Annotated in this window: 27 protein-coding genes; 7 read left to right on the top strand and 20 right to left on the bottom strand. The window is 40.5% G+C overall.

All coding sequences use genetic code 11. The annotated features are described in order from the left end of the window. Window positions 1–442 precede the first annotated feature (442 nt). Complete coding sequence (locus J3455_RS19645) at window positions 443–922, top strand: RNA recognition motif domain-containing protein (RefSeq protein WP_130049912.1); 480 nt, start codon at window positions 443–445, stop codon at window positions 920–922. Here J3455_RS19645 and murI read toward each other — a convergent pair. Both murI and J3455_RS19635 read right to left on the bottom strand, forming a co-directional pair. Beyond that, window positions 885–1,679 carry a glutamate racemase gene (murI, locus tag J3455_RS19640; protein WP_167659209.1) on the bottom strand — a complete coding sequence of 265 codons (795 nt, stop codon included), beginning with the start codon at window positions 1,677–1,679 and terminating at the stop codon, window positions 885–887. The genes J3455_RS19645 and murI overlap by 38 nt on opposite strands. A gap of 66 nt (window positions 1,680–1,745) precedes the next feature. Continuing rightward, complete coding sequence (locus tag J3455_RS19635; RefSeq protein ID WP_130049914.1) at window positions 1,746–2,861, bottom strand: DUF5610 domain-containing protein; 1,116 nt, start codon at window positions 2,859–2,861, stop codon at window positions 1,746–1,748. Between the two features lie 164 nt (window positions 2,862–3,025). Between J3455_RS19635 and trmA the strand changes: the two genes are divergently transcribed. Next, entirely contained in the window at window positions 3,026–4,123 is a 1,098-nt protein-coding gene (trmA, locus tag J3455_RS19630; protein ID WP_250661550.1) for a tRNA (uridine(54)-C5)-methyltransferase TrmA, read from the top strand. Between the two features lie 2 nt (window positions 4,124–4,125). Here the strand turns inward: trmA and J3455_RS19625 are convergent, their stop codons facing one another. From J3455_RS19625 to ccoG, 5 genes are all read right to left on the bottom strand, one after another. Next, window positions 4,126–4,578: a 2-thiouracil desulfurase family protein gene (locus J3455_RS19625; protein ID WP_349562256.1), complete on the bottom strand. Its 453-nt coding sequence runs from the start codon at window positions 4,576–4,578 to the stop codon at window positions 4,126–4,128. A 58-nt stretch (window positions 4,579–4,636) separates the two neighbouring features. Further along, window positions 4,637–5,275: a thiol:disulfide interchange protein DsbA/DsbL gene (locus J3455_RS19620; protein WP_178926516.1), complete on the bottom strand. Its 639-nt coding sequence runs from the start codon at window positions 5,273–5,275 to the stop codon at window positions 4,637–4,639. 18 nt (window positions 5,276–5,293) lie between these two features. Further along, a complete protein-coding gene (locus tag J3455_RS19615) occupies window positions 5,294–5,917 on the bottom strand; it encodes a thiol:disulfide interchange protein DsbA/DsbL (RefSeq protein ID WP_300582632.1) in 624 nt (207 codons plus the stop codon). Between the two features lie 31 nt (window positions 5,918–5,948). Next, complete coding sequence (locus J3455_RS19610) at window positions 5,949–6,923, bottom strand: serine/threonine protein kinase (RefSeq protein ID WP_130049919.1); 975 nt, start codon at window positions 6,921–6,923, stop codon at window positions 5,949–5,951. A gap of 65 nt (window positions 6,924–6,988) precedes the next feature. Next, on the bottom strand, window positions 6,989–8,419 hold the full coding sequence (gene ccoG, locus J3455_RS19605; protein WP_130049920.1) for a cytochrome c oxidase accessory protein CcoG: 1,431 nt from the start codon (window positions 8,417–8,419) through the stop codon (window positions 6,989–6,991). Window positions 8,420–8,696: 277 nt separating this feature from the next. Between ccoG and J3455_RS19600 the strand changes: the two genes are divergently transcribed. Next, window positions 8,697–9,056, top strand: a complete 360-nt coding sequence (locus tag J3455_RS19600) for a hypothetical protein (protein WP_130049921.1) — start codon at window positions 8,697–8,699, stop codon at window positions 9,054–9,056. Next, on the top strand, window positions 9,056–9,259 hold the full coding sequence (locus J3455_RS19595; protein ID WP_167659207.1) for a hypothetical protein: 204 nt from the start codon (window positions 9,056–9,058) through the stop codon (window positions 9,257–9,259). The genes J3455_RS19600 and J3455_RS19595 overlap by 1 nt, the downstream gene beginning before the upstream one ends. Here J3455_RS19595 and J3455_RS19590 read toward each other — a convergent pair. The 13 genes from J3455_RS19590 to gspC all read right to left on the bottom strand — a co-directional run bounded on the left by J3455_RS19590 (window position 9,256) and on the right by gspC (window position 21,322). Continuing rightward, window positions 9,256–9,870, bottom strand: coding sequence for a YecA/YgfB family protein (locus J3455_RS19590; protein WP_297331184.1), 615 nt, complete (start codon window positions 9,868–9,870; stop codon window positions 9,256–9,258). The genes J3455_RS19595 and J3455_RS19590 overlap by 4 nt on opposite strands. A gap of 19 nt (window positions 9,871–9,889) precedes the next feature. Then, window positions 9,890–10,648, bottom strand: coding sequence for a type II secretion system protein N (locus J3455_RS19585; RefSeq protein WP_130049924.1), 759 nt, complete (start codon window positions 10,646–10,648; stop codon window positions 9,890–9,892). A 3-nt stretch (window positions 10,649–10,651) separates the two neighbouring features. Further along, window positions 10,652–11,125, bottom strand: a complete 474-nt coding sequence (locus J3455_RS19580) for a type II secretion system protein M (RefSeq protein WP_130049925.1) — start codon at window positions 11,123–11,125, stop codon at window positions 10,652–10,654. Further along, on the bottom strand, window positions 11,122–12,333 hold the full coding sequence (gspL, locus tag J3455_RS19575; protein ID WP_130049926.1) for a type II secretion system protein GspL: 1,212 nt from the start codon (window positions 12,331–12,333) through the stop codon (window positions 11,122–11,124). The genes J3455_RS19580 and gspL overlap by 4 nt, the downstream gene beginning before the upstream one ends. After that, window positions 12,330–13,325: a type II secretion system minor pseudopilin GspK gene (gene gspK / locus J3455_RS19570; protein ID WP_130049927.1), complete on the bottom strand. Its 996-nt coding sequence runs from the start codon at window positions 13,323–13,325 to the stop codon at window positions 12,330–12,332. The genes gspL and gspK overlap by 4 nt, the downstream gene beginning before the upstream one ends. A 2-nt stretch (window positions 13,326–13,327) precedes the next feature. Further along, window positions 13,328–13,972 (bottom strand): type II secretion system minor pseudopilin GspJ, encoded by a 645-nt coding sequence (gspJ, locus tag J3455_RS19565; RefSeq protein ID WP_130049928.1) that lies wholly within the window; start codon window positions 13,970–13,972, stop codon window positions 13,328–13,330. After that, the gene (gspI, locus tag J3455_RS19560; protein WP_130049929.1) at window positions 13,972–14,346 is read right to left on the bottom strand and encodes a type II secretion system minor pseudopilin GspI; all 375 of its coding nucleotides are present in this window, start codon (window positions 14,344–14,346) and stop codon (window positions 13,972–13,974) included. The genes gspJ and gspI overlap by 1 nt, the downstream gene beginning before the upstream one ends. After that, window positions 14,346–14,945 (bottom strand): prepilin-type N-terminal cleavage/methylation domain-containing protein, encoded by a 600-nt coding sequence (locus tag J3455_RS19555; RefSeq protein WP_130049930.1) that lies wholly within the window; start codon window positions 14,943–14,945, stop codon window positions 14,346–14,348. The genes gspI and J3455_RS19555 overlap by 1 nt, the downstream gene beginning before the upstream one ends. A 55-nt stretch (window positions 14,946–15,000) precedes the next feature. Continuing rightward, the gene (gene gspG / locus J3455_RS19550; protein ID WP_130049931.1) at window positions 15,001–15,420 is read right to left on the bottom strand and encodes a type II secretion system major pseudopilin GspG; all 420 of its coding nucleotides are present in this window, start codon (window positions 15,418–15,420) and stop codon (window positions 15,001–15,003) included. Window positions 15,421–15,498: 78 nt separating this feature from the next. Continuing rightward, window positions 15,499–16,734, bottom strand: a complete 1,236-nt coding sequence (gspF, locus tag J3455_RS19545) for a type II secretion system inner membrane protein GspF (RefSeq protein ID WP_130049932.1) — start codon at window positions 16,732–16,734, stop codon at window positions 15,499–15,501. A gap of 2 nt (window positions 16,735–16,736) precedes the next feature. Continuing rightward, window positions 16,737–18,302 carry a type II secretion system ATPase GspE gene (gene gspE, locus J3455_RS19540; protein WP_130049933.1) on the bottom strand — a complete coding sequence of 522 codons (1,566 nt, stop codon included), beginning with the start codon at window positions 18,300–18,302 and terminating at the stop codon, window positions 16,737–16,739. Beyond that, complete coding sequence (gene gspD, locus J3455_RS19535) at window positions 18,295–20,358, bottom strand: type II secretion system secretin GspD (RefSeq protein WP_167659203.1); 2,064 nt, start codon at window positions 20,356–20,358, stop codon at window positions 18,295–18,297. Before gspD ends, gspE begins: the two co-directional genes overlap by 8 nt. 22 nt (window positions 20,359–20,380) lie before the next feature. Then, entirely contained in the window at window positions 20,381–21,322 is a 942-nt protein-coding gene (gene gspC / locus J3455_RS19530) for a type II secretion system protein GspC (RefSeq protein ID WP_167659202.1), read from the bottom strand. Between the two features lie 207 nt (window positions 21,323–21,529). On the opposite strand from gspC, the gene hslR reads away from it, so the two are divergent. From hslR to J3455_RS19515, 3 genes are all read left to right on the top strand, one after another. Next, window positions 21,530–21,952, top strand: coding sequence for a ribosome-associated heat shock protein Hsp15 (gene hslR, locus J3455_RS19525; protein WP_130052210.1), 423 nt, complete (start codon window positions 21,530–21,532; stop codon window positions 21,950–21,952). Window positions 21,953–21,964: 12 nt separating this feature from the next. Further along, window positions 21,965–22,810, top strand: coding sequence for an Hsp33 family molecular chaperone HslO (gene hslO, locus J3455_RS19520; protein WP_167659201.1), 846 nt, complete (start codon window positions 21,965–21,967; stop codon window positions 22,808–22,810). 279 nt (window positions 22,811–23,089) lie between these two features. Further along, window positions 23,090–24,628, top strand: coding sequence for a phosphoenolpyruvate carboxykinase (locus J3455_RS19515; RefSeq protein ID WP_130049937.1), 1,539 nt, complete (start codon window positions 23,090–23,092; stop codon window positions 24,626–24,628). Window positions 24,629–24,754: the final 126 nt, after the last annotated feature.

The following is a 24,754-nucleotide window of genomic DNA, read 5'->3' as shown; positions in this document are numbered from 1 at the left end:
TCTGTACGAGTGCCCACACAGATGATTGCTTTATATTGTTAAAGAACGTTGCGACGTTGTCGCTAGGGATGCGTATAATACATCCTTAATTTTTCGAGTCAACACTTAATTTCAAACTTTCTTTCGATAATTTGAAACCGAAGTTTCACTTAACTCTCTGCTACGTTGTTCAGCGTCTTTCGTTGCTGCCCGCCGTGTCAGTGGGGTCGCATTATAGGGAGATCCAAAAACAGATCAACACTTTTTTTCGATCTTTTTACTGTTCGCTCAAAAAGCGAACTAAAATTACCGAAAATAGCAAAAACGGTCGCTATTATGGCTGTTTTTTATGCCAATATTCATAATTTCATGCAAATTTCATTGCTATGTTCATTTAACTCGTTAAGATAGCAAGTTCACAATGTTAAATTAATGTTTATTTCTTGTTTATTGGTAGATCAAAATGAAATTACCCGATCAAAAATCTTTTCTTTTCTCCGTTATTCTTGCTGTTTTGGGGTTTGTAGTTGTTAAGTTTGCATTTGCAAGCTTAGCGTTAGACCCAGCATTGCTATTTGGTGCAGGCTTATTAATTGGTGCTTTAGTTATTGCTGCGCTTTCATCAACGTCAAGTGAGGAGGCCGAAGTAAAAACAAAAACTCTTTATGTTGGCAACCTACCTTATCGTGCTAATGAAGGTGTTGTTCGTGCTTTATTTGAAGAACAAGGCAAAGTTTTCAACGTACGCTTACTAAAAGATAAAAACACAGGTAAACGTCGTGGCTTTGGATTTGTGGAAATGGCTGAAGCAGATGCTGAAAACGCAATCAATCAATTAAATGATAGCGAATTCCAACAGCGTACTTTAAAAGTACGTGAAGCAAAACAAAAACAAGAGAACGAGACTAATAGCTTCCGTGAGGGATCTGATCAGTCAGCGTAATCAGCTCAACGTTTAATTGCGAGTGACAAATAGGAGCCGTTGCATAAAAGTGCAGCGGCTTTTTTTTATCTCCGGTTACTGTGTATCCCCGAAGTTCAATTAAACTTTTAACGCGATTAGCAATCGCTTTGCCTGAATCTATAAGTAAGATCCGTTGTTTATAATAGTCATTAATCGCATTTGCTAATAATGGAAAGTGTGTACAGCCAAGTACCAATACATCTATATCTTCTGCGATAGCTAGACCACACAATTCTTTTTCAAGTTTTTCTTTATTGAGTGTCTGCGTATGAAACAGTGTTTCTGCTATTTCCACCAGCTCAGTTGAACCATATAAACTGACTTGAGTGCCTTGGCTATAAGTACTAATTAAGTTTGCAGTATAGTGGCTCTTGGTCGTCGATGGCGTTGCCAACAAACCAATATGTTTGCTACTGCTTAAAGCGCTTGCTGGCTTTATCGCAGGCACAACACCAACTACTTCTATATTTGTATACGGGCGAATAGTTTCTAATGCAGATGTAGAGGCGGTGTTACACGCAATTACTAGAATATCTACGTGTAATTTTTCTATTTCGATAAACTGTAGTAGCGCAAAAAGGCGGGTTATAATCGTTTGCTGGCTTTGCGCGCCATATGGCAATAAAGCATTATCCATAAAATAGCTATAATCAGCATCTGGGATCAGTGCTTGGATCTGCTCAAGTACGGTTGTCCCACCTATACCAGAATCAAACACCATTATATGAACTGACAAACTGCTTACCTCGGATCATCAAAGGCCAGCAGTTTGCCATGCAGCTATATAAAAATAAAGAAAGGGTTAAGCTTCTTCAGTTGCCGAACGTAGTTTATTCATTTGTTCAAACATTGCTTTGGTATAATCCACCAGCTTGCTTACTTCTTCTTTATCTTGGTTTAACCATTGTAAGATACCAGCAAGTTCATTTTGCAAACCTAACTCACCCGCTTTATTGAACGCTTGTTTCAAATCGTCATTAAATGGCGCTATTTTATCAGCGACTTCTTTTTCAGGGGATGGTTTATATTCTTCATACCCTTTTATAGCAGCAACTGTTTTTGTTTGTTTCAGATCCATCGTAAAGCCAACTAGTTGCTCGTTACCTAAGTTCAACTCTTTAGCTTGTTCAAAGGCATCTTCTAATGAACCAGAGAAGAATGTTTCGCTAACACTCTGCAAGTCTTCCATCAATTCATTGATAGCTTGCTGCTCTTGCTCATTTAAATCACCATTGACTGTCATCGAGAATGATAAGTCACGTGATTGAGAAGATTCACTGACAAACGCTTCGTTATCGCCATTTTTGCTATAGCCGCTTGCTGACTTACTTTCGTATGCATCAGCAAAGCTAATACTCACTTCATCACCTTCAGCAGTAGTGAAAGTGTATTCTGCGTTATTACTTAAACTAACGTATTGGGCCTGGCTTACTGAAACCGAATTTGGTTTAGGATTGAACAAGTCTTCTTCTAATTCATCAATACCTTTATAGATACCTTCTTTAGACTTTTCGATACCCTCTTCGATGTCATCATTAAGAATACCTGACCCTTTTAGCTCATCATAAGCATCGTCGATGCCCATTTGTACACCTTTTCGTGCATCACCAAGCATACCTTTGAGCTTTTCATCATCAGCACCATCTGCTTTTGCTTTGCGAAGCGCACCGCCAACAAAGTCGAGAACGTTTTTAACGATCTCTTCAAAGTCGAACAGTGGTTTATCTTTTTTCTCTTCGGCTTTAGGTAAACCTAGTGCCTCAGCAAGTTTATCATCAAGAACTTTAGCAGCCAGCTCTCGGCCTCGTTGCTGGTAACTATCTTGACGATTTTGAATAGTAGGCTGCTGCAATGCCTGTTTGCCATTGTATTTATTCACATTTGTATTAGGCATATAGCCTAGGTTGCCAATTTTCATGATCCGACTCCATGTTATGGTTAACTCATTATCGGCCAAAAACCACAGAACTTAAGTTTTTTGTATAAAAAAACGACACTAAAATAAATAACAAAACTAGACAAATCCTCAGCGCTCCCTACAATAGCGCCGTTATAAAGCTAAGAGATAAAAGGTAATCAGCCATGGCGGTTATAAAAATTGATACAACTCAATATGATGCACAATTGAGTGAGAAAGAGCAGCGCATCACCTCACAGTTTAGACGTTTTGGGGTCGATAAATTAGAAGTGTTTGGCTCTGACCCTATTCATTACCGCCAACGTGCAGAGTTTCGTGTCTGGCATGAAGGTGAAGACCTTTTTCACATCATGTTTGATCAACAAACTAAAGAAAAGATCCGTGTTGACGAGTTTGACCCTGCAGCGCCTTTAGTGGGTGAAGTCATGCAAGCCATGATCGAAAACTTAAAAGACAATGAAGTTCTGCGTCGCAAGCTGTTTCAAATCGATTATCTTTCAAGCTTAAGTGGCGAGATTCTAGTTAGTTTGTTATACCACAAACAATTAGATGAGCAGTGGCTACAAGCTATTAAAGAGCTTAAAGCAAAACTTAGCACACAGTTTAAAATTGATTTTATTGGCCGTGCTCGCAAGCAAAAAGAAGTGATTGGTAATGATTTCGTTATTGAGCGTTTAAACGTAAACGGTAAAGAGCTTATCTATCAACAAGTCGAAAATAGCTTTACTCAACCTAATGCGAAAGTGAACATCAAGATGCTAGAGTGGGCACAAGCGCTTTGCCAACCACTTAGCAATGACTTACTGGAGTTATATTGCGGGAATGGTAATTTCTCCATTGCTCTTGCAGATTCATTCGACCGCGTATTAGCGACTGAGATTTCAAAATCATCGGTTTACTCTGCACAATACAATATCGCGCAGAACAAGGTTGAAAACTTAGATATCATTCGTATGTCGAGTGAAGAGTTCACTCAAGCAATGAAAGGCGAGCGCACTTTCTCTCGTTTGGATGGCATTGATCTGAAAAGCTATAACTGCCAAACAATCTTGGTGGACCCACCACGTGCTGGCATGGACACACTGACTTGTGACCTAGTTGCGAACTACGACAATATTATTTATATCTCGTGTAATCCAGATACCCTAGAGCGTGACCTTGACCACTTATGCAAAACCCATGCAGTAAAGCGTTTTGCTATTTTCGATCAATTCCCTTACACCCACCACATTGAATCAGGTGTGTTTTTACAGCGTAAATAAAATTAGTCTGCCAGCGCTTTAAATAGTGCTGGCAACTGCTTCTCACTAAACACTTCTATATTGTTGTCAGTTAACAGCTTTGCAGTTAACCCCATCCCTGAAATTTTCCTTCCAGAATGACTACCATCGTAAATCGTATTGCGACCACATGACGGGCTTGATTCTTTTAACAAGGCATAACGAATACCTTGCTTTTGGCAAAGTTTAAGAGCTTGTTCTGCACCATAAGCAAATTGCACTGTGACATCTTGCGCATCTTTGGTGAGTACTCTTCCCAATTTAATTTCTGCTGGCGGCCTTGGTGTAGGTAAGCCACCAGCTACTTCAGGGCAGAATGCAATAAGCCTTCCCTGCTGTTTTAGAGTTTCTAAGCCAGGATGAAGTAAATTTTGCGATTGCCCGTCATAACGAACATGGTTTCCTAACAAACAGCTTGAAACTAGTATTTTTTGCATTTGCTTTACCAATAAAAAAAGCTCCGCGTGCGGAGCTTTAATTTTAATTAAACTAAACTTATTTATCAGCTAGGTAATTAATTAAGTCTGCCATGCTCTTTGCATCGCTAATACCTGAATCCGCACCTATAATCACGCGATATTTACCATTAACAATAAAAGTTGGAACGCCTTTTAAAGCACCTTTTTGTTGGTAGTATTCTTGGTCGCGTTTCATTTTAGAAGCCATAGTACGTACAGAGAAGCTGTTGTAGTACTTATCAAAATCTTCAGCCGATACACCTTGTGAAACGAAGATGTCTTTCATGTCTGCTAGTTCGTTAATACGTGCACGCTTACCGTGAATATGATTAAACACAGCGGCTACTAACGCGTCTTTCTGTGGTAACACATTAGCCGTCGCATATCCTTGCGCTAAGATAGTTTGAATTTTTGGGTCACGAGGACCTGAAAAATCAACATGACTCTTTTTGAACTTTACGCCCTCTTTAAGAAGTGTTTTAAGCTCTTTCACTACTGGCTCGAAGTTATTACAGTGTGGGCAGTAGAATGAGAAGAACTCTTTTACTTCTGGTTTTTTAGAAGCGCGTGCATCAATCGTTTCATAATGCTTGCCCTCTTCATATTGAGCAGCTGAGGCATTTGCCGCTAAACCTAGCGTGGCAGCCATTAATACAGCTTTTACTAACTTGATCATTACTTCTTTACTCCAAAATTATTGTTTTAATAAGAATTCGACTAACTCATCAAGCATCTGCTGGCTTTTGATGGTATTTAAATTGATTTTATATTTATCATTTACGATAAAAGTAGGCACACCTGTTAACGCACCCATGTCAGAATATTTTTGCTGTTTATCTTGCATCGCTTTTTCAGCACTAATCACTGGCATGCTTGCAATTTCAGCATCAAACACTTCGTTGCTGATACCATTAGTTGCTAGTAATGCTTTTACGTCTTTCATGTCTTTAAGTAAAGCGCGTTGTCTGTGGATACTATTAAAAATTTGATCTGCAACTTGCTCTGCTTTGCCATGTTGCTTAGCAATTAAGTAGGCATAGCTTAAATTACTTTGTGTTTGCTTAGATACACCACCTAAAAAGTTAACATGGCTTTTTACAAACTCGGTACCTTCAGGAAGACTTGCAGTTAATGCTTTTGCTACAGGCTCAAACTGAAAACAGTGTGGGCAATAAAACGAAAAGAACTCGGTTACTTGCGGTGTTGCACTTTTCTCAACTTTTAAAACTTCATATTGATTACCTGCTTCAAAATCAGCAGCAAGGGCTGCAAAAGGTAAACATAAAATGAGTAGACTTAACTTTAATTTTTTAAACATTATTTTCTCGTCTTTATTAGCTTTTAAAAATTTATGGTAATAATTTTAATGGTGCTTCCTGTAGCGCTGCAAGCTGTTCTTTTAACGCTAGTATTTGCTGCTCCCAGTATTTGTCTTCAGCAAACCATGAAAAGTTCCGTGGGAATGCTGGATCATCCCATCTTTTTGCCAACCACCCCATGTAATGCACCATTCTCATCGCTCTGAGTGGTTCTATCAGTTTTAATTGGCTGTGATCGAAGTCACAAAATTCTTCATAGGCAGCCACTAAAGTGTCTAACTGTAACAGTTGGTTGTTACGATCGCCACTGAGCATCATCCAAAGGTCCTGAATGGCAGGTCCTTGTCGGCTGTCATCCAAATCAACGAACATCAATGCATCACCAGACCACAATATATTACCAGCATGGCAGTCACCGTGCAGGCGGATAGTTTCAACATTTTTATACTGTTGTGTGGTTTCTTTGATTACCAAATCTAAAATTGTATAGAAGGCGTTCTCTAATGTCATTGGCACCAAGTTACTTGCCTGTAACTGAACTTTAGCTGTCTGAAGATATTCTTCGCAACTGATCACAGGCCTATGTTCAAATGGCTTTGCTTTTGCTACCTGGTGCATTCGACCAATTAAACGGCCAAGCACATCGAGTTGATCTAAATTATCAACTTCAAAAATGCGGCCACCCACACTAGGGAATAACGTAAACAAATAGCCATTATGCTCAAACAAGCTTTGCCCTTCGATAATAACAGGCGCAACAACCGGCACTTCGGCCTCAGCAAGTTCAAATGCAAACGCATGCTCTTCTAAGATTTGCGCCTTACTCCAGCGTTCTGGTCGGTAAAACTTAACAACATATCGTTGGCCATCTTCTGCTTTAAATTGATAAACACGATTCTCGTAGCTATTTAATGCCAGCAGTCCTGATTCAGCATAGACACCGATACTTTCAACTGCATCTAAAATTGAATCGGGTGTAAGGTCAACAAAACTAAATTTACTCATAATGTCTCATCATATAAAAAAAGCGGGAAAATCCCGCTTTTTATTCATTTACTCAGTGTACTTAATTATCGTGCCTTAAAGAAGTTACTCGGCTGTGAAATCTGCACATCAGGCTCACCATCGACAGAAAGTATAAACTCAAACTTTGTCATTGGCTTTTTCAAATCATAAGGGTCAACAACCAATGACAGTGGTACATTGTATGATTCACCAGAAGGCACAGTGAATGTTTGTTTGCCTATGTACTCAAAGTTATCAAGCCCTTCGACACGAATATTAAATGTCTGCTCATGTTGCGCTTTATTGATAACCTTTAATGTATAGGTATTTTCAACTAAACCATTAAAGTCAACACGGTATAACTGATTACGGTCACGAATAATATCTAAGTCCATAGGTTTACGCATTGCAATGTTCGCCACCAGCGCCCCAGTTAGCAGCACTAAGATGACGAGATAGCCAATTAACTTAGGACGAAGTGCATGGGTTTTGTTATCTGGTGTTTCTAAATTACGCTCTGTGGTATAGGAAATAAGTCCGCGAGGGTAATTCATTTTATCCATCACCCCATCACATGCATCGATACACGCACCACAATTTATACATTCGTATTGTAAACCATTACGGATATCGATCCCCGTCGGGCAAACCTGAACACACAAGTTACAGTCAATACAGTCACCTAAGCCGAGCTCTTTTGGATCTTGTTTGCGTGAACGTGGACCACGGCTCTCACCACGCGCTTCGTCATAGCTTACTGTGAAGGTATCTTTATCGAACATAGCTGATTGAAAGCGAGAGTATGGGCAAATGTGTAAACACATAATTTCGCGCATCCAACCCGCGTTACCATAGGTACACACCGCAAATACGGCTAGGCAAATATATGAATATGCTGTTGCATCAAGAGTAAACAGATCAGGTAATAGTTGGCGGATAGGCGTAAAATAACCAACAAAGGTAAATGCGGTATAAAGTGAGAATAACCACCAACTTCCGTGTTTAGCACTTTTTCGCCAAAACTTATCAAAATCCATCGGGCGTTGATCAAGTTTCTTACGCTGATTAGCGCTTCCTTCAAACTTTTCTTCAAACCAAATGAAAATAAAGGTCCAAACGGTTTGTGGACAGGTATAACCGCACCAAACCCGACCATAGAAAGTAGTTACCAAGAAAAGAGCAAAAGCCGCCAACATTAAAATAAAGGCAAGGATTGTCAGGTCTTGTGGCCAAAGCGTTAAGCCAAAAATGTTAAACTTTTGCCCTACCAAATCGAACAATACAGCTTGTTGGCCGTGGAAATTAATCCAAGGTAGTAACATAAACGCAAGCATACCGACAAAACCAATTCGCTGTCTGAGCAATTGATGTAAGCCAGTTACAGCTCGAACATAAATACGGTTGCGTGGATTAAATCTATCATCGAGGGAAGCATTTTCCGGTTTCTGGATTTTCACTTCCGTTGGGATATTTTTAACCTTAATCTGTTTATCCATTAAAATTCCTCAACGCCACTAGGAAATAACATTCAAACATATGTTTATAGCAGATGGTTCTCTAAGCTCTTAGGCAAATCAGAATACATCTCATTACGTTCAAAGATTTCTGAAACTTCAAATCTATAAAGCATTATACTCAATCTATAAAAAATTTCAGGGATTGATCGAAAATACGACATTTTAATTATTTAATCGTATCTGCTTGCTTTTAAAACGACCATTTTATTAAACTTGCACCTATACCGTATTTATTTAGATCAAAGATTATTGTGCTATGAAAAAATTTCTTATTTTAGTGCTTATTATTTTAGCACTTTTCACGATTGATCACCCTTTGATCAAAGAGCCTAGGGAAAGGTTACTAGGAGATGGCGTATCATTACTATCTGATGCTAGTAAAATTAATCGTAGTCCCGCGGCGAATATGGCAAAAAATAATATTAAGTCACAACTCAATTTATCTAATTCAGAGCTTGAATATATTGAGGACACATTTACAACAGACGATAAGCTGCAAATTTTTCACTTACACTACTGCCGTGAAAAAGACATTAACTTGTATTTTTATGGTGACCGCTTAAACCGAGTATGTAGTATTGTCTCGAATGCGCTTGAGGAAAGGCTAAACAAGTAATGGACTTTTCTGCTTTAAACAAAAAAACCAGCGATTCGTTCGCAAAACAGCGCAATATGTTAAAAAAGCTGGGTAAAGGGCAAACCTTATACTGTGAAGTGTGTAAAGGCGCCCTTACCTTAGACTTAAAAACTGATCAGCCAGGTAAAGGCGTTGTACGCTGTAGCAAAGGTTGCACAGACATCCTATTAGAGCTGGGTTAGTTCCAGCCCTCATCGTTATAAAGTTGGCTATTTACAGCAACAACTTCAATAAGTTCTGCAAAGCCAGCGGCAAATTCATTCATCACTTCATACTGCTGCTGACATAATTGCCCTTCAGATAAACCATGCTCAGTTGCGAGGGCTGCAATTTCACTACTTTCAAGAGTAAAAAAGCCTAAGCTTTGCAGCGCGGTAGCCAACGCTTCTTTAAGTTCATCAGCTAAATGTGGAGCACTTAGTAGCTTATTAACGTAGCCTTGTGCACCATGCATAAAACCTTGGCTCCAATGCTGGCATTCTTGAATATCTAGGTATTGTTGCCCTTGAGAGCTCAGCTGTAGGCTCACAGGTAATGCAAAACCCGTTTCAAATACTTGCTCGCTGACCTGCTGATACAAGGCCATAAATGCAAACAGTACTTGCTCATCCATTTGCCCATCAGAGCCTGGTGCAACCTCTTCTAACCACTGGTGAACATCAAGCGGCTCAGGAGCACAAATCACGGCAAACAAGTAACCTTGGGTTTGCGCCAAAGTAAGCGCATCTGGATGCTGCGCTAAAAACTGACTTAGAAGCTCGCTTTGCTGCTTTGAAAACTCAGGTAATTGCATACTATTCAATTAATCCAATTTAAAAGTTAAGCGGATAACGGCCTTCGTTATCAGGACGACCAAGGAACTTAGCTGCATCATGCACTTCTTTGGGTAAGCTTGCTTCAGGTTTAATATAGCCAGCTACTTTAAAGTCTAGATTCGCTTTTAATACTGCATCAGCTTCAAGTCCTAAACGGTTTTCTGGGTCTACCAGTACTGCTACATCACCTGATTTACAACTTAAACGGCCGCTCAGAGGACCAATACTAAACCAGTTGTTCATTCCTTTGACATCAATATTAGGGCTCGCGATTTCACCGCTTAAACTCTCACAATAAGGCTGACCTGAGCTGTACTCGTCTAAATCAACTATTACGCGGCCTTGTGCACTAATCGGTAAAGGGAGTTGTAAACGCTCCATGGCACGTTCAACCGTTAAGCGTAAAGTAGTCTTTTTCACAGTGACTGTTTGGTTAAAGAGACCATATGTAAAATCACCATGACCAGATATATCCGCTTTATCACGAGGATTGCCAAAGCGCACCGTACCCACTAATTTACCTGTGAACAGTGACCAGCCTGATAACTGCCAACGCACATTATTTAATTGCTCACCATCAAAACGTACCTGCATAATGCGGCCGTCCCATAGCGTGCCACTGGCTTTACCTAATTGTAATTGCTTTGGTAAATGCGGCTTAGCTAAATCAAGTGCAACGGCAGCGGGTGTTTTTACCAGCGTAAACACCAAAAAACACATCACAAACACTGTGATTAATAAAATAACTCTTTTCATCGTTTACTTCTCTAGTACCAAACGACTTACACGCACAAAGCCTGATTTGTCATCTTTACTTAAATCTAAATTCTCGATTAGTACGCCGTGCGAATTAACCAATTCATCAAGCCATTCAACAAGGTTATTAAACTCAACAGAATCAATTGTTAAACGAAGTGAATTGTCATTCGGCTGCATTTTACTAATGATAATTTGATAACGATTACGGGTGCTATTAACGATTTGGCTTAAACTACGACTGCTCGTACTACGTGCATTACCGCTTGCTTTTAATTTAGCAATACTCTCATCAACCCAAACTAATAGCTCTTGCTGTTTTATAGTGTCTTGCTCAGCCTTTTCGATAGCCGTGTTAAGTGGACGAAAGACTCCCATAACTAGCACAAAAATAACAAACACCACACCTGCAACAATAACAAGTTGCTGTTCTTGTTCTTTTAACGAGCGCCAATAATTGATTATTTGATTTTTCATGCCGCACCTCGTAACTTAATTTCACCAACGACAAAATCACCATCATTATTCAGCGAACCCTGATCAACGGTTAAGCCACGCTGTTCTAAAATTGCTTTAACTTTACTGAATGACTGGAAATCTTTGCCGCGCGCACGAATACGTAATTCGTTACGGCCTTGATCATAACGAAGCGTTTCTGGTGTGAAGTCTTTCACTTGACTAAAAATCGAGACCAGATCGTTAGTCAAATCTAAAAAGCCTGCCGTACTACCAGCATCGATTAATGCAAGTTCATTACGAATTTGGCTGCGAATAAGTTGCGGACGCACTTTTTTGTTAGGAAAAGCACGCTGATAATTGGCAACTACTTCGGCTTTCATTGCTTCAAGTTCGCTATTTAACTTATAGAGCTCAAGTGACTTAACACCGACACTACAAACTAACGCTACACCAGCTGCAATAGCGGCCTTTTGCCAATAGCCCCACCAAATCGCTGATTTTTTCTTAAGCTGATAAACGCCTTGGCGCAGGTTAAAATTAACCTCTGGTAATTGTTTGGCAAATAAAGCTAATGGTAAATCGTATTGTTCTGTTCGAGCATTTAGGTTAACCGTATCAGGAAAACCCGTTGCTGGACTAAAGTGTGCAACATCAGGGTTACCTAATGCCGTTAAATAGCCTGCAAGCCAATTCGTCTCTACAGCGGCAATATGCCAGTTACCGTGTTTACATAGCCACTGACCATTAAGCTCAATAGCACGTAACTGAGCGTTGTCATCGACATCAGGTAACAATAAAGCATCGGGCAGTATTTTATATACTTCGATACCATGCTCATTGAACTCAGCCAGCCATTGCTCAAACCATTCACGATCGGTCATCGCGATGTTAATAGCGTGCTTCTCATCAATAAGTGTTGGTTCTGCAATCGCTATGAATAAGTCGTCAACATCACAGGCTATTTCTTCTTCTAGCATGTAAGGAAGTGCTTGCTCTAGCTTGCGGCTCCACTTGGTTGGCAAAGCAACTGTTTTTAGTTGTACTTGATCACTTGGCAATAGTACAACCACTTCCCGTGATTGCGCTCTCTCTGTAAGCTCACCAAGTTGTGTTGCATTGGCAATTTCGCCACTGGCAATTATTTCTTGTTCTGTTGGTGAGTAAATTAGCCAATTAAGGCTGTCTTTTAATGTTTGACCCGTACGGATCAACAATATCTCTGTCACTGTACGCCTCCAAATTTTCGCGCCAGTATCGTTACTGTACCATTAGTGGCATGGAGTAAGGTGGTCATCGAAAAACGCAGCTCTGCAAATTCAGCCTGCGTTTGTAGTTTAAAATATTCACTGTTGATACTGAATAAGTCTTCAACGGCTTTCACATTTTGTGCGCCTTGTTGATTAACCTCTTCAAAAAATGCTTCTAAATCATCATAACCATCTTGAGGACGTGATGATAATACCGCTTCAGCCCCTGAAAGACTTAAGCCATCAATAAGCGAGCTTAATATAATGGCACTTTCTACAGGTAGTGTATTAACGTTTATTTGTAGCAACTCACTGCCTGGAATCACACACACAAATGGTAAGACTTTTTCCATTACTAATGGATTAAAGCCTTTTACTAAACGAAGCTCTGAGGTCGAAGCAAAATAACTATTTGCAGTCATATATGGGTATTGTCGAGATAAATATTCATCTTCCTCGGCACCCGAGCGATAGGTAATACTATCAGCGTCTAACCAATCAAACACACTATCAGCCATAGCTTCTTCAGACTCATCTGATGGTAAATCTTCAATATTTTCTAATAATGCCAACAATGCCTTATGTGCTGGATTAGTTTTATTATTTGGATCCGTTTGTTGATCGGGCTTTACATGCAATGCATTTAGGTTCAAACAAGCTTGCAAGTCAGTAATAGTGCCACTCAAGGTGCCATTATCAACCGGATATGGTACCCCTCCCTGCTGCGCCCAAACTTGTTCTAAATGCGTTTTATCTGGTTCATCTTTTTTAGTTTGTTTAAGTGCCTTAATTGCAAGCTCTTCTGCAGCGAAGGCATACCACTTTGCCTGTTGATGGTTTTGAATATTGCTACTACGCTGCACTTGCACCATTAAATTAGCGCTCATCTCGACAGCTAACATAGCCGCAAGCGCCACGATGAATAAAACGATAACAAGCGCCGCACCTTTAGAGCGTTTAATCGCAGTCATGGCTAGCCACCCGTTCCGTTATTGCCATCATTTGCTTGGGCTGTTACTTTTCCTTCACCAGGCACTAAAAACACGCGACGAATTGGCTCTTGTTCGATTTTTTGAATAGTAACTGCAACAGCTTTTGGTAACGCTTTTATTTGCCACTGCTCTTGCCACTCATCTTTGTCATCTAAAAATTCAAATTTAAGGTCTTCGATATCTTCAAGAATGACTTGCGAACGAGGCTCCATGTTATCTAACTGATCGACATATACACGATATACACGCTCAAGCTTGTCATCTATAACGCGATAGCCAACTGCTTGTAATTCAGAGCGCGGCAGTAAATTAATTGGGTTAATCCAACCATCACGTACAAAGCCAATGCCATCGTATTGGCTATCAAGAACGTAGCGACCAGCTAAAACATAAGTTTCTTGAAAGTCACCCGCTTCGTTTCGAACCTGACGTTTCGTCATTTGACTAAAGTCTTGATCCATTAGACGAAACAAGGTTTGTAAGCCATTTAATTCCGCAATCGTTTCATCTGAAGCTTCTTTTGCTTTCGTTGTTGAATCAAGAATTTGATGAGTTGATAACACCACAAAAGCTAAGATCCCCATAGCGACAATCACTTCAAGTAAGGTAAAACCGCGTTGCTTCACTACTTATCACCTTTATTTAAATAAGTAGAAAGCTCATAAACTGGATATTCAAGCTTTTCATCGGCGAACACGTTAATGGTTACCTTTACAAACGTTTTATCAGCAGTAGGAACCACGTCCTGACGCCAATACCATTCAAAGCCAGCTAATGTTTCAGTGCCTTTAACACCATTTTTACCTGTCCACTTCTCGCCTTTGGCGCGCTGCTCAACCATCACGTTTTCAGCAACCCAAGAGGCATAAGTTTGCTCTTCAATCGACGAAAGATGATTAATGTGCTCTCCGGTTGCTTGCATTGCGGCAATACCAGCCATTGCACAAATAGCCAATGCAACCATCACTTCGAGTAAGGTAAAACCTGCTGACTTATTCATTATTCAGGCTCCATACGAAACTTTACCGGGGCCATGAATTCGCCTTCGATAAAATACTGCGGCTCTCGCTCATCTTTAAGCTCGTAAACCAGTTGAAACGCACTGACTTCGCCAGAAGATAAAATAAGTACTTGCGGTATTTTGAGCTTTTTTAGCTCAAGTAGGCTGTCTTCGTCACCACCGCTCATTAATTCACGCCAGTTTGACTGCTCAAGCAAGTTATCTTGTGCCCAGGCTAAATCATCAAGGTTAAGAGTAAGCTTAAAGCGCTCATCAACCTTAATTGGGGCAAACAATTTTTCACGGTCAAAAGTAACCCACTTATCACCGTCAAAAACTAAAAATTCAAATGTATCTTGGTCAAGGTGAAAACCTAACTCAACCTGATTTAAAATTGCAAACTCAGAAGCCATATTAATCGTAGTGTGTAATCTGAGAGCTTGTTTTTCGAGTTCTTCTTCAGCACCACCATCAAAACTGTAGGCAACCATTTTGGTGACAAAACCAATCACCACAAGCACCATTAAAATCTCGATTAGGCTAAACCCTTTCGCGTGCTTAGCACGGTCAGCCAAACGCAAACGACCAAGGCTTACCATAATAGTAAGCCTTGATGTGTATAAGCTTTGTTCAGTTGGCTGAATTTAGGCATTGTTACTTTTCTTCATCCCAGTTACCAATGTCATCATCAGTACCTGCTTCACCATCAGGACCCATAGAGAAGATATCAATTTTACCGATTTCTCCTGGGCTGATTAGTTGGTATGGGTTACCCCATGGATCTTCTGGTAATTTCTCAAGGAAACCGCCATCAGGAAAACGTCTTGGAATTGGCTCAATGCTTGTTTTGTTCACTAGCGCTTCTAAGCCTTGCTCTGTGGTTGGATACGTTTTATTTTTAAGCTTGTATAGGCTTAACGCATCTTCAATTTGTTGAATATCTAAGTGTGCTTTATCGATTGCAGCTTCTTCTTGCTGACCCATGATATTTGGCGCCACAATTGACATGATCATACCAATGATAACCAGTACTACCATGACTTCTAGTAATGAGAAACCTGACTGTTTGTTCACAAAAATACCTCTAACTTTCTTCAAAAATTTATTATAGAGCGACAGTGTTAACTGCTAATTGCTCTAGTATTCCCTAATTTAAAGACCTACAGCCTTATTCATTGCCATAATCGGCTGTAATATTGCCATAACAATAAACAATACAATTACCGCCATTGAGGCAATCATCGCAGGCTCTAATAGTTTCAGAGACACGTTTACCATGCTCTCAAACTCACGATCTTGGTTATTTGCCGCACGCTCAAGCATCTGCTCAAGTTCACCTGACTTTTCACCACTGGCTATCATGTGTAGCATCATAGGTGGAAAAAGTTTGGTTTGCTGAAGTGAAGCACGAAGGCTAGCCCCTTCACTTACACGTGTTGCAGCATCTTGCACCGACTTTTTCATTTTCTCGTTAACCAATACACCACCCGAGATACGCATCCCTTCAAGTAGTGGTACTGAGCTTGACGACAAAATACTTAAAGTACGCGCAAAACGCGCCGTATTCACACCTCGTGCAACCTTACCAATCCCCGGTAAATGAAGCACTTTTTCGTCATACCAGTAACGAATATGCGGCTGCTTAAGCGCTTGCTTAATTGCCACAGCTAATGCGGTTATAATGACTAAACTTATGAACCAGTAGTTTTGTACAAAATTACTAGCTGCCATTACCCATTCGGTTGTCCATGGTAAAACCTGTTTTGACTTTTCAAAGGTCTTCAAGATTTTTGGTACCACAGTACCTAACAGTACCGACACAATTGCAATAGCAAATACAACCAGGATGGTTGGATACACCATCGCTTGTGTTATTTGACTACGCATATGCTGGCGTTGTTCCGTGTAATCAGCTAAACGATTTAAAACTTGATCAAGGTGACCCGATTTTTCACCAGCGGCCACCATAGCACGATATAAATCATCAAACACATGCGGGAACTCGCTCATGCCATCGGCTAGGGTGTAACCTTCAACTACCTTAGAGCGAACGGCCATTAACATACGCTTTAAACGCGGCTTTTCACATTGTTCAGCTACCGCCATTACGGCTCCCTCAACAGGCAATGCCGACTGTATTAAGGTTGCAAGCTGGCGAGTGATCAAAGCTAAATCTGAAGTAGAAATTTTTGGTTTAAAGAAACTACTCAATAAAGAGCTCTTCGCTCCTTTAGCTTGCTTTTCACCTTCAGCAGCAGCCACGACCTCTAACGGCATTAAACCCTGATCACGTAGGGTTTGGCGGATTTGTTTTACCGTGTCGGCTTCAAGAATGCCTTTTTTCTCTTTACCTTTGCCATCAAGGGCACGGTATTCAAATGCTGCCATGATTAACCTTCCTCACGTGTTACACGCAAGACTTCTTCTAAGGTAGTGCGACCCGCTAACACACGATTACAACCATCTTGACGAATGCTTGGACTGTGTTTGCGAATATACTTTTCAACACTTTGCTCGCCTTTACCACTGTGGATCATTTCACGAATTGCTTCATCAACAACCAACAATTCATGAATACCAGTACGGCCACGGTAACCATTAAAGTTACACTCTTCACACCCTACGGCACGATAAATTGTTGGCGGCTCAGCAGGGTTGACCCCCAATAACTGACATTCGCGCTCATCGGCAATGTGACCTTCTTTACAGCTATTACATAAAGTACGTACTAGACGTTGTGACAACACACCTAATAACGATGATGATAGTAAGAAAGGCTCAACGCCCATGTCTTCCATACGTGTGATAGCACCAGCAGCCGTATTAGTATGCAGTGTCGACATAACCAAGTGACCAGTTAATGAAGCTTGCACACCAATTTGTGCCGTTTCAAGGTCACGGATCTCACCAACCATTACTACATCAGGGTCTTGACGAAGGATGGCACGTAAGCCACGTGCAAAGGTCATATCAACCTTAGTATTGACTTGCGTTTGACCAATCCCTGGGATCTCGTACTCGATTGGATCTTCAACAGTGAGGATATTACGATCCCGCGAGTTAATTTGGCTCATGCCTGCATACAAAGTGGTACTTTTACCAGAACCCGTTGGACCGGTTACTAAGATAATACCGTGGGGCTTACTGATTAAGTCAGCAAACAATTCACGGTTACGCTCAGTCATACCTAAATCTTCAAGATTCAGCCGTGCGTTGTTTTTATCAAGTAGACGCAGTACAACACGCTCACCAAAGCTTGATGGCATAGTAGAAACACGCACATCAACAGCACGACCAGCAATTCGTAAACTAATACGGCCATCTTGAGGTATACGTTTTTCGGCAATGTCTAGTTTTGCCATAACCTTAATACGCGACACCAACAATGAGGCGAGTTTACGATTTGGCTTTAATACTTCTTTTAATACCCCATCAACCCTAAAGCGAATCACTAGCTCTTGTTCAAAGGTTTCGATATGAATATCCGACGCACCTTCTTTAATCGCTTCGCTCAGCATAGCGTTAATTAGTTTAATAATTGGCGCATCATCATCACCAGCAAGTAGATCTTCAGTTTGCGGCAATTCATCTGCAAGCGAGAATAAATCCACTTCGTTACCGATATCTTCCATCATTTGCTGCGTTTCAGAACTATCACGCTGATATGAGGCCTCTAGCAACAACTCAAATTTGTCATCTGGTAATTGTTCTAGTGAAAAACCATGACCCGCGATACGTCGTACCTCAAGTAATGCATCAACGTCTAACTCACCGCGGTAATACACAGTCCAGTTATCCTGATCTTTACCTAATAATACACCTGTACGACGCGCGTACGAGAATGGCAAACGCTTGGTTGGCAAGCTAACAAGATCATCGCTTGTTAGCAGCTCATCATGATTTGCTGGCACATCGGGTGCTAACTCATCATTGATTTCTGTAATTGCATTAGTCATCGTTGCGCTCATTCGCGTTTTGTTGCTTTAGATATTCTTCGTAGGTTGGCGGTAATACCAAGGCATCATTCCATTCAGGAAGAATTGGTGCATCCGTCAACGGCATTAAATCAATACCATCTTCTTTTTGTTTGTGTTGTTCGCCACGGATAAAGTTATATTTAGAGTGGCTCAACTTATTCATACTAATGCCATCGCGCACAATGGTAGGACGAATAAATACAATCAGATTACGTTTACGCTTATTAGTGCTGGTTGAGCGAAATAAATGACCAAGTACCGGGATATCACCTAATAACGGTACTTTAGAGACACTTTCTTGCACGTCTTCATCAATCAGGCCACCTAGTACAACCATACCACCATCATCAGCCATAACCGTGGTTTTAATTGCACGTTTATTCACTGAGATATCTACCGCAGTAGCGCCACTTACGCTGGAAACTTCTTGTTCAATCGTTAGCTGAACCGCTGAACCGTCATTGATTTGTGGTGTAACTTTTAGCTTTACACCTACTTCTTGACGTTCAACTGTTTGGAATGGGTTAGCGTTATTTGAGCCTGTTTGCGAGCCTGTGATAATCGGTACTTCTTGACCAACAATCATTGACGCTTCTTCGTTATCCATGGTCGTTACAGACGGCGTAGCAAGAATATTAGAGTTAGTATCCGTTGAAACAGCTTGGATAATTGCACCCCAGTCGTTCTTAACAATACCCATTGCTAAACCATTGATACCGCCGAGCAGTTGTCCGAGAGGCCCCAGATCACCTTCAACGGTTTCTTCATAAGGAGTCGTATTACCAGTCTCATTACCTGTAATCGTTTTTTGTATCGTTTTATCACGAGCTTGCTCAGCAGCAACAGCCAATGATCCAACAGGTACTGTTGTACCATTGTTGAACTGCATCATCCCGCCTTGCTCTGAAATCCACTGCAAGCCTAAGTTGATACCATCAGCCTCTAACACTTCAACGATGATAGCTTCAACAAGTACCTGTGCTCGACGTACATCAAGACGTTCTATCACTTGTTCAAGTGAGCGCATCGTATCTGGTTGCGCAGTAATAACCAGAGAGTTTGAATCAGGGTGTGCTTCAATGCTTGTTTCGTTTTGGTTGCGAGAACGAGTTTTAGTCGCACCACCTTGCGCATCTTCGGCTAATGTTTTGCTCACACCTTGCAGTACTTTTACAAGGTCTTCAGCTTTTGCGTAGTTTAAATAGATAACCTTAGTATTACCTTGGTTCTCTAACTCACCATCTAAGCGGCTAATTAATTCAACAGCACGAGTACGTGCTTGCGCCTCTCCACTGACAATCACACTGTTAGTACGACCATCAGCAACAACCTTAGGAATTAAGAACTCAGGAACGCTTCCCTTGCCACCATCTTTGTAAATATTCTCAACAACAGATACCACATCGTCTGCGGTAGCAAATTTAAGCTGTACAATATCTACACGCTTATCACCTGCTTGGTCAACAGAGCGAATAATTTCTACTAAGCGGTTAACTGAAGCAGCATGACCAGTCAACATCATCACGTTCGCAGCATTAAAGTTTGCAACGTGACCACCATCTTTTTGGTCACTAAATTGACGAACTAGAGGACCAAGCTCTTGTACACTTACGTTTTTAACACGTACCACACGTGTCACCATCATATCGCCACGGGCTTGGTTATCTTCAGTGATCAGCGGTACATTCGACTTTTTAGCATCAGAACTTTTTTCAATTTTAATAATACCGTTATCCATCTCAACAGCTGAATAACCATAAACTTCGAGTACATTTAAGAAAAACTGATAATAAAGCTTCTCGTCCATTAGCTCGTAACTGCGCACGTTTACTTTACCGCGCACATTTGGGTCAATAATAACGGTTTTATTTAAATTCCGACCTACGATATTAATGAACTCATTAATATCAGTGCCTTTAAAATTAGCTGCATACTCAACAGCTGAAACTGAAAGCGATAATCCTGTTAATAAAAAAAGCGCTGCATATTTAGCTAACCCTTTTTTGATTTTTGTGAGGTGTAGCGCGTGAACCATTCTATAAAAACTCCAAAGCTAGTTATTGCAGGCTAAATTGCACATCAATTTGTTCACCATCGCGTTCGATAGTGATACTTGCGTCAGTACTATTTCGTAATTCGTTTATTGCTGACATTGCCTGTTTCAAATCATTTAATTGATAGCCATTAATCGCAATAGCTAAATCATTATTCATTAATCCCATCTGCTTGAATAAAGCAGGATCTTTACCTGGGCTTAAACGATAACCCACTAACTCACCATCAACCATCGCTTGAGAGACGCGAATATAGTCAAATAATTTACCGGGATCGTCTAATACTTCTTCACGCGTTTCGATAAGCGCTTCTTTTATTTCTTCATCTTCAGTCGCATTTATTTCACTATTTTCGACAAGCTGCGGACCTGCGGTTAATTCTGACTCTTTACGCTCTGCCAATACGGGCATAGAAACTGTTTTCGTAAAGTCGAGTCCATCCAGCATCAAAGTTTCAAAACGACCGCTAACATCTAAAATCACTCGATCGGGTAATACTTGAGCTAGCTTTGCGCGAGTTCCTTTAATTGCATCATCAACAACATATGTTTCTTGCTTGCCTTGAGATTCGATTATTGCAAGGCCAGCTTGGTCATTTTGGCTTACCGCAACAATACCGGTTAGGTTAATACTTAGGCGAGTTTCAGGGGCGTTGTTAATAACTTGATTTTGTTTTGAGGTAGGTTTTTTAGCTTCGACAACAACTTTGCCGAATAAATTCTGTTCGATAATTTGACGTGAGCTTACAGTCTCTGCTCGCTTTGCCATGGTGTTAACACCTGTTACAGGCAGTGCTCTTGTATCGGGCTCCGGCCATACAAGCCAAAATACCTTGGATGATAAAAAAGCAATATAAACAACAACTAACAGCACTACAAATGCACTTAGCTTGGCATGAGGTAAGCCGTTCAAAAACTGTTTAACTTGTTGTAAGTGTTGATCCATAAACTCTATTTCTTATTTTAATTTACTGCTTGATAGCTGGCCTATAGTACCTTTTCATTTTTCATTCAACAAGCGCGCTTATATTAAACTTTGTAAACAAGGTAAATTCGACGAACAGTGGGCTGCAAGGAATTACTACGACTGTTTATTTGTGATTAAGTTTCATGGTAAATTTTGCCTATATATAAGCAGCTTTCAAAGAGCACAATTGTGTCAAAAGGTAACACTCATAAGTCGCAAGACAAGCAAGATGAATTAAACGTACGCCTTGATAAGTGGTTATGGGCTGCACGTTTTTATAAAACCCGCTCAATCGCACGAGACATGGTGCAAGGTGGCAAAGTACATTATAATGGACAACGTACCAAGCCCAGCAAAATTGTTGAAGTCGGTGCTGTAGTTAAACTGCTACAAGGGGTAGACGAAAAGGTCGTGACAATTGAAAAGATCCTTGAAAAACGTCAAGGTGCCCCCATTGCACAAACCTTATATCAAGAAACTCAAGCTAGTATTGAGAAACGCGAAGCAAATGCTATCGCCCGTAAGAACAACAGCTTCTTTGCTCCACATCCTGATCGTAAACCAGATAAAAAGCAAAGACGTGAACTGTTAAAAATGAAATCAAGTTAGGTAATGCAACTCATGCAACAAGATTTACTTCATCGTTATATATTTGATCAGCTCGATGTACGTGGCGAACTCGTACAAATTGAAAACACTTATCAAGAGATGATCGCAAACCATAATTACCCAGCACCTGTGCAAACCTTATTAGGTGAATTACTTGTTGCTACCTGCTTATTAACAGCTACTTTAAAGTTTGAAGGTGAAATTGCCGTTCAACTACAAGGCGATGGCCCTGTTAAATATGCGGTAATTAATGGTGACGATAAACAAAACATGCGAGGCATAGCACGTCTACAAGGTGAAGTGACAGGAAGCACAATAAAAGACTTAATTGGTAATGGCTATATGGTTATTACAATTACGCCTACTAAAGGTGAGCGATACCAAGGTATTGTACCTTTAGAGCACGATAGCTTAGATAAATGCCTAGAGAACTATTTTGAGCAATCAGAACAGTTAAAAACACGTCTTTGGTTTGCAACTGAAGTAACCGCAGACACAGCAAAAGCAGCTGGCTTATTCTTACAAGTATTACCTGTGAATAAGGAAAAATCTGTTGAAGACTTCACTCATCTTGAAGCTATCAGCAACACTATTAAAGATGAAGAGTTACTAGGTTTAGATGCAAATACAGTTTTAACCAGACTTTACCACGAAGATAACCCTCAATTATTCGAGCCACAATCTATTAGTTTCCGTTGTGGCTGTAGCAGAGATAAAACAATTGCTGCGTTAGTGAATGTAGGTCAAGAAGAGTTACTTGCCGATGTAAAAGCAAACGGCGAAGTAAAAATTAGCTGCCATTACTGCTTAAAAGATTACATTTTTAACGAACAGGATATTAAAGCTATTTTTAACTGATACACCCAATTAAAAATATTATTGTATTAAAGCCGCATTCGATGCGGCTTTTTTATTAAAAAAAATTATCAAAAATAATGATACCGGTGTCATGAAAAAGCGCCATTTTATGACACCGGTATCATTGAAATTATTCATGTTTTTTGCCAAATATATGCCTTTTTAGGCCCTTCAGACACTCGAATATCCCTAATCCTTCTGTTACTATTCTTTTAGCAAAAGGGAAAACTAAGAACCCCAGAGCTATCCCGTTCAATCTCTCACAATTTAGGTATAAACATGACTGCAAACGCTACTAGTTTTGTTGATCTTACAGCAGCTGAACTTGTCGAACACGCTATTCGTCGTGGCGAAGGGACTTTAGCCGCTAATGGTGCTTTTGTTGCTAAAACCGGTGTACGCACTGGCCGCTCTCCAAAAGATCGTTTTATTGTTCAAGAGCCAAGCACTGAAAACGAAATCCAATGGGGCAACGTAAACCGCCCATTCGATGCAGACAAGTTTGATGCGTTATGGGCACGTGTAGAAGAACACGTGAAAAGCAAAGACCACTTCATCTCTCACCTAGAAGTTGGCGCTGATCCTGAGCACTATTTACCAGTTGTAGTTACAACAGAAACTGCATGGCATCATATTTTTGCCAAAAACATGTTTATCGAACCACAAACATACAATACTGCCGACTTCCCTGAGTGGCAGGTAATGAACGTACCTTCATTTGTATGTGACCCAGAGCGTGATGGCACAAACAGTGATGGCACTGTAATCATTAACTTCGCACAACGTAAAGTACTACTAGCTGGTATGCGCTACGCAGGCGAAATGAAAAAATCAATGTTCTCTGTACAAAACTTCCTACTTCCTGCAAAAGGTGTATTACCAATGCACTGCTCTGCAAACGTAGGTGAAGCAGGCGACACAGCTTTATTCTTCGGTCTATCTGGAACAGGTAAAACAACATTATCTGCGGATCCTACTCGTTTCCTTATCGGTGATGACGAACACGGTTGGGCACCTGGTAGCGTATTTAATATCGAAGGTGGTTGTTACGCTAAATGTATCGACCTATCGCAAAAGAACGAACCTGTTATTTGGAATGCAATTCGCTTCGGTACAATCTTAGAAAACGTGGTACTTGACGAAAACCGTGTACCAGATTTCCATGATACAAGCCTTACACAAAATAGCCGCGCAGCTTACCCTCTAGAGCACGTTGAAAAACGTAAAGTAGAAAACCGTGCTGGCGAGCCAAAAGCGGTTGTATTCTTAACGTGTGACGTGAGCGGTGTATTACCACCAGTTTCAGTACTAACTGAAGAAGCTGCAGCTTACCACTTCCTAAGCGGTTACACTGCAAAAGTGGGTTCAACTGAAATCGGTTCAACAAGCGACATAGAGTCTACATTCTCAACATGTTTCGGTGCTCCATTCTTCCCACGCCCTGCAGGCGTTTATGCAGAGCTTCTAATGAAGCGTGTACGTGAATTCGGCGCTAAAGTTTACCTAGTTAACACAGGTTGGACAGGTGGCCCTTACGGTACTGGTCAACGTTTCGATATCCCAACTACACGTGCTGTAGTTGATGCAATCGTATCAGGTAAACTAGCTGATGTTGAAACTCAACACATCGATGTTCTAAACCTAGATGTACCAGTTTCAGTTCCTGGTGTAGACAGTAAGCTTCTTAACCCAATCAACACATGGGAAGATAAAGAGAAGTACGCAGAATACGCAAACAAACTAGCATCTGACTTCACTGAAAACTTTGCAAAATACGATGTTTCAGAAGCAATCAAATCAGCAGGTCCAAAAGCTTAATACCAATTCGCTTAATTAAGTGATCTATTTTGAGGCAATAAAACCTCGTTGATAGCAAGGCAAAAATTTCGTTATTTAGTTGTTCTAAATCAGAAATTTTTAACGCAGATAGCGACAGGTTTAATC

Origin of the sequence: Pseudoalteromonas sp. NFXS39, from assembly GCF_040148775.1 — a bacterium.
GTDB lineage: Bacteria > Pseudomonadota > Gammaproteobacteria > Enterobacterales > Alteromonadaceae > Pseudoalteromonas > Pseudoalteromonas apostichopi.
The sequence above is the reverse complement of the archived record's forward strand: the minus strand, read 5'-3'. Positions and strand labels throughout refer to the sequence as shown.

Excerpts from the sequence above, each read along its gene's own strand:
- J3455_RS19645 (WP_130049912.1), top strand. The coding sequence starts at position 443 with ATGAAATTACCCGATCAAAAATCTTTTCTTTTCTCCGTTATTCTTGCT.
- J3455_RS19635 (WP_130049914.1), bottom strand. The coding sequence starts at position 2,861 with ATGAAAATTGGCAACCTAGGCTATATGCCTAATACAAATGTGAATAAA.
- trmA (WP_250661550.1), top strand. The coding sequence starts at position 3,026 with ATGGCGGTTATAAAAATTGATACAACTCAATATGATGCACAATTGAGT.
- J3455_RS19625 (WP_349562256.1), bottom strand. The coding sequence starts at position 4,578 with ATGCAAAAAATACTAGTTTCAAGCTGTTTGTTAGGAAACCATGTTCGT.
- J3455_RS19620 (WP_178926516.1), bottom strand. The coding sequence starts at position 5,275 with ATGATCAAGTTAGTAAAAGCTGTATTAATGGCTGCCACGCTAGGTTTA.
- J3455_RS19615 (WP_300582632.1), bottom strand. The coding sequence starts at position 5,917 with ATGTTTAAAAAATTAAAGTTAAGTCTACTCATTTTATGTTTACCTTTT.
- J3455_RS19610 (WP_130049919.1), bottom strand. The coding sequence starts at position 6,923 with ATGAGTAAATTTAGTTTTGTTGACCTTACACCCGATTCAATTTTAGAT.
- ccoG (WP_130049920.1), bottom strand. The coding sequence starts at position 8,419 with ATGGATAAACAGATTAAGGTTAAAAATATCCCAACGGAAGTGAAAATC.
- J3455_RS19600 (WP_130049921.1), top strand. The coding sequence starts at position 8,697 with ATGAAAAAATTTCTTATTTTAGTGCTTATTATTTTAGCACTTTTCACG.
- J3455_RS19595 (WP_167659207.1), top strand. The coding sequence starts at position 9,056 with ATGGACTTTTCTGCTTTAAACAAAAAAACCAGCGATTCGTTCGCAAAA.
- J3455_RS19590 (WP_297331184.1), bottom strand. The coding sequence starts at position 9,870 with ATGCAATTACCTGAGTTTTCAAAGCAGCAAAGCGAGCTTCTAAGTCAG.
- J3455_RS19585 (WP_130049924.1), bottom strand. The coding sequence starts at position 10,648 with ATGAAAAGAGTTATTTTATTAATCACAGTGTTTGTGATGTGTTTTTTG.
- J3455_RS19580 (WP_130049925.1), bottom strand. The coding sequence starts at position 11,125 with ATGAAAAATCAAATAATCAATTATTGGCGCTCGTTAAAAGAACAAGAA.
- gspK (WP_130049927.1), bottom strand. The coding sequence starts at position 13,325 with ATGACTGCGATTAAACGCTCTAAAGGTGCGGCGCTTGTTATCGTTTTA.
- gspI (WP_130049929.1), bottom strand. The coding sequence starts at position 14,346 with ATGAATAAGTCAGCAGGTTTTACCTTACTCGAAGTGATGGTTGCATTG.
- J3455_RS19555 (WP_130049930.1), bottom strand. The coding sequence starts at position 14,945 with ATGGTAAGCCTTGGTCGTTTGCGTTTGGCTGACCGTGCTAAGCACGCG.
- gspF (WP_130049932.1), bottom strand. The coding sequence starts at position 16,734 with ATGGCAGCATTTGAATACCGTGCCCTTGATGGCAAAGGTAAAGAGAAA.
- gspE (WP_130049933.1), bottom strand. The coding sequence starts at position 18,302 with ATGACTAATGCAATTACAGAAATCAATGATGAGTTAGCACCCGATGTG.
- gspD (WP_167659203.1), bottom strand. The coding sequence starts at position 20,358 with ATGGTTCACGCGCTACACCTCACAAAAATCAAAAAAGGGTTAGCTAAA.
- gspC (WP_167659202.1), bottom strand. The coding sequence starts at position 21,322 with ATGGATCAACACTTACAACAAGTTAAACAGTTTTTGAACGGCTTACCT.
- hslO (WP_167659201.1), top strand. The coding sequence starts at position 21,965 with ATGCAACAAGATTTACTTCATCGTTATATATTTGATCAGCTCGATGTA.
- J3455_RS19515 (WP_130049937.1), top strand. The coding sequence starts at position 23,090 with ATGACTGCAAACGCTACTAGTTTTGTTGATCTTACAGCAGCTGAACTT.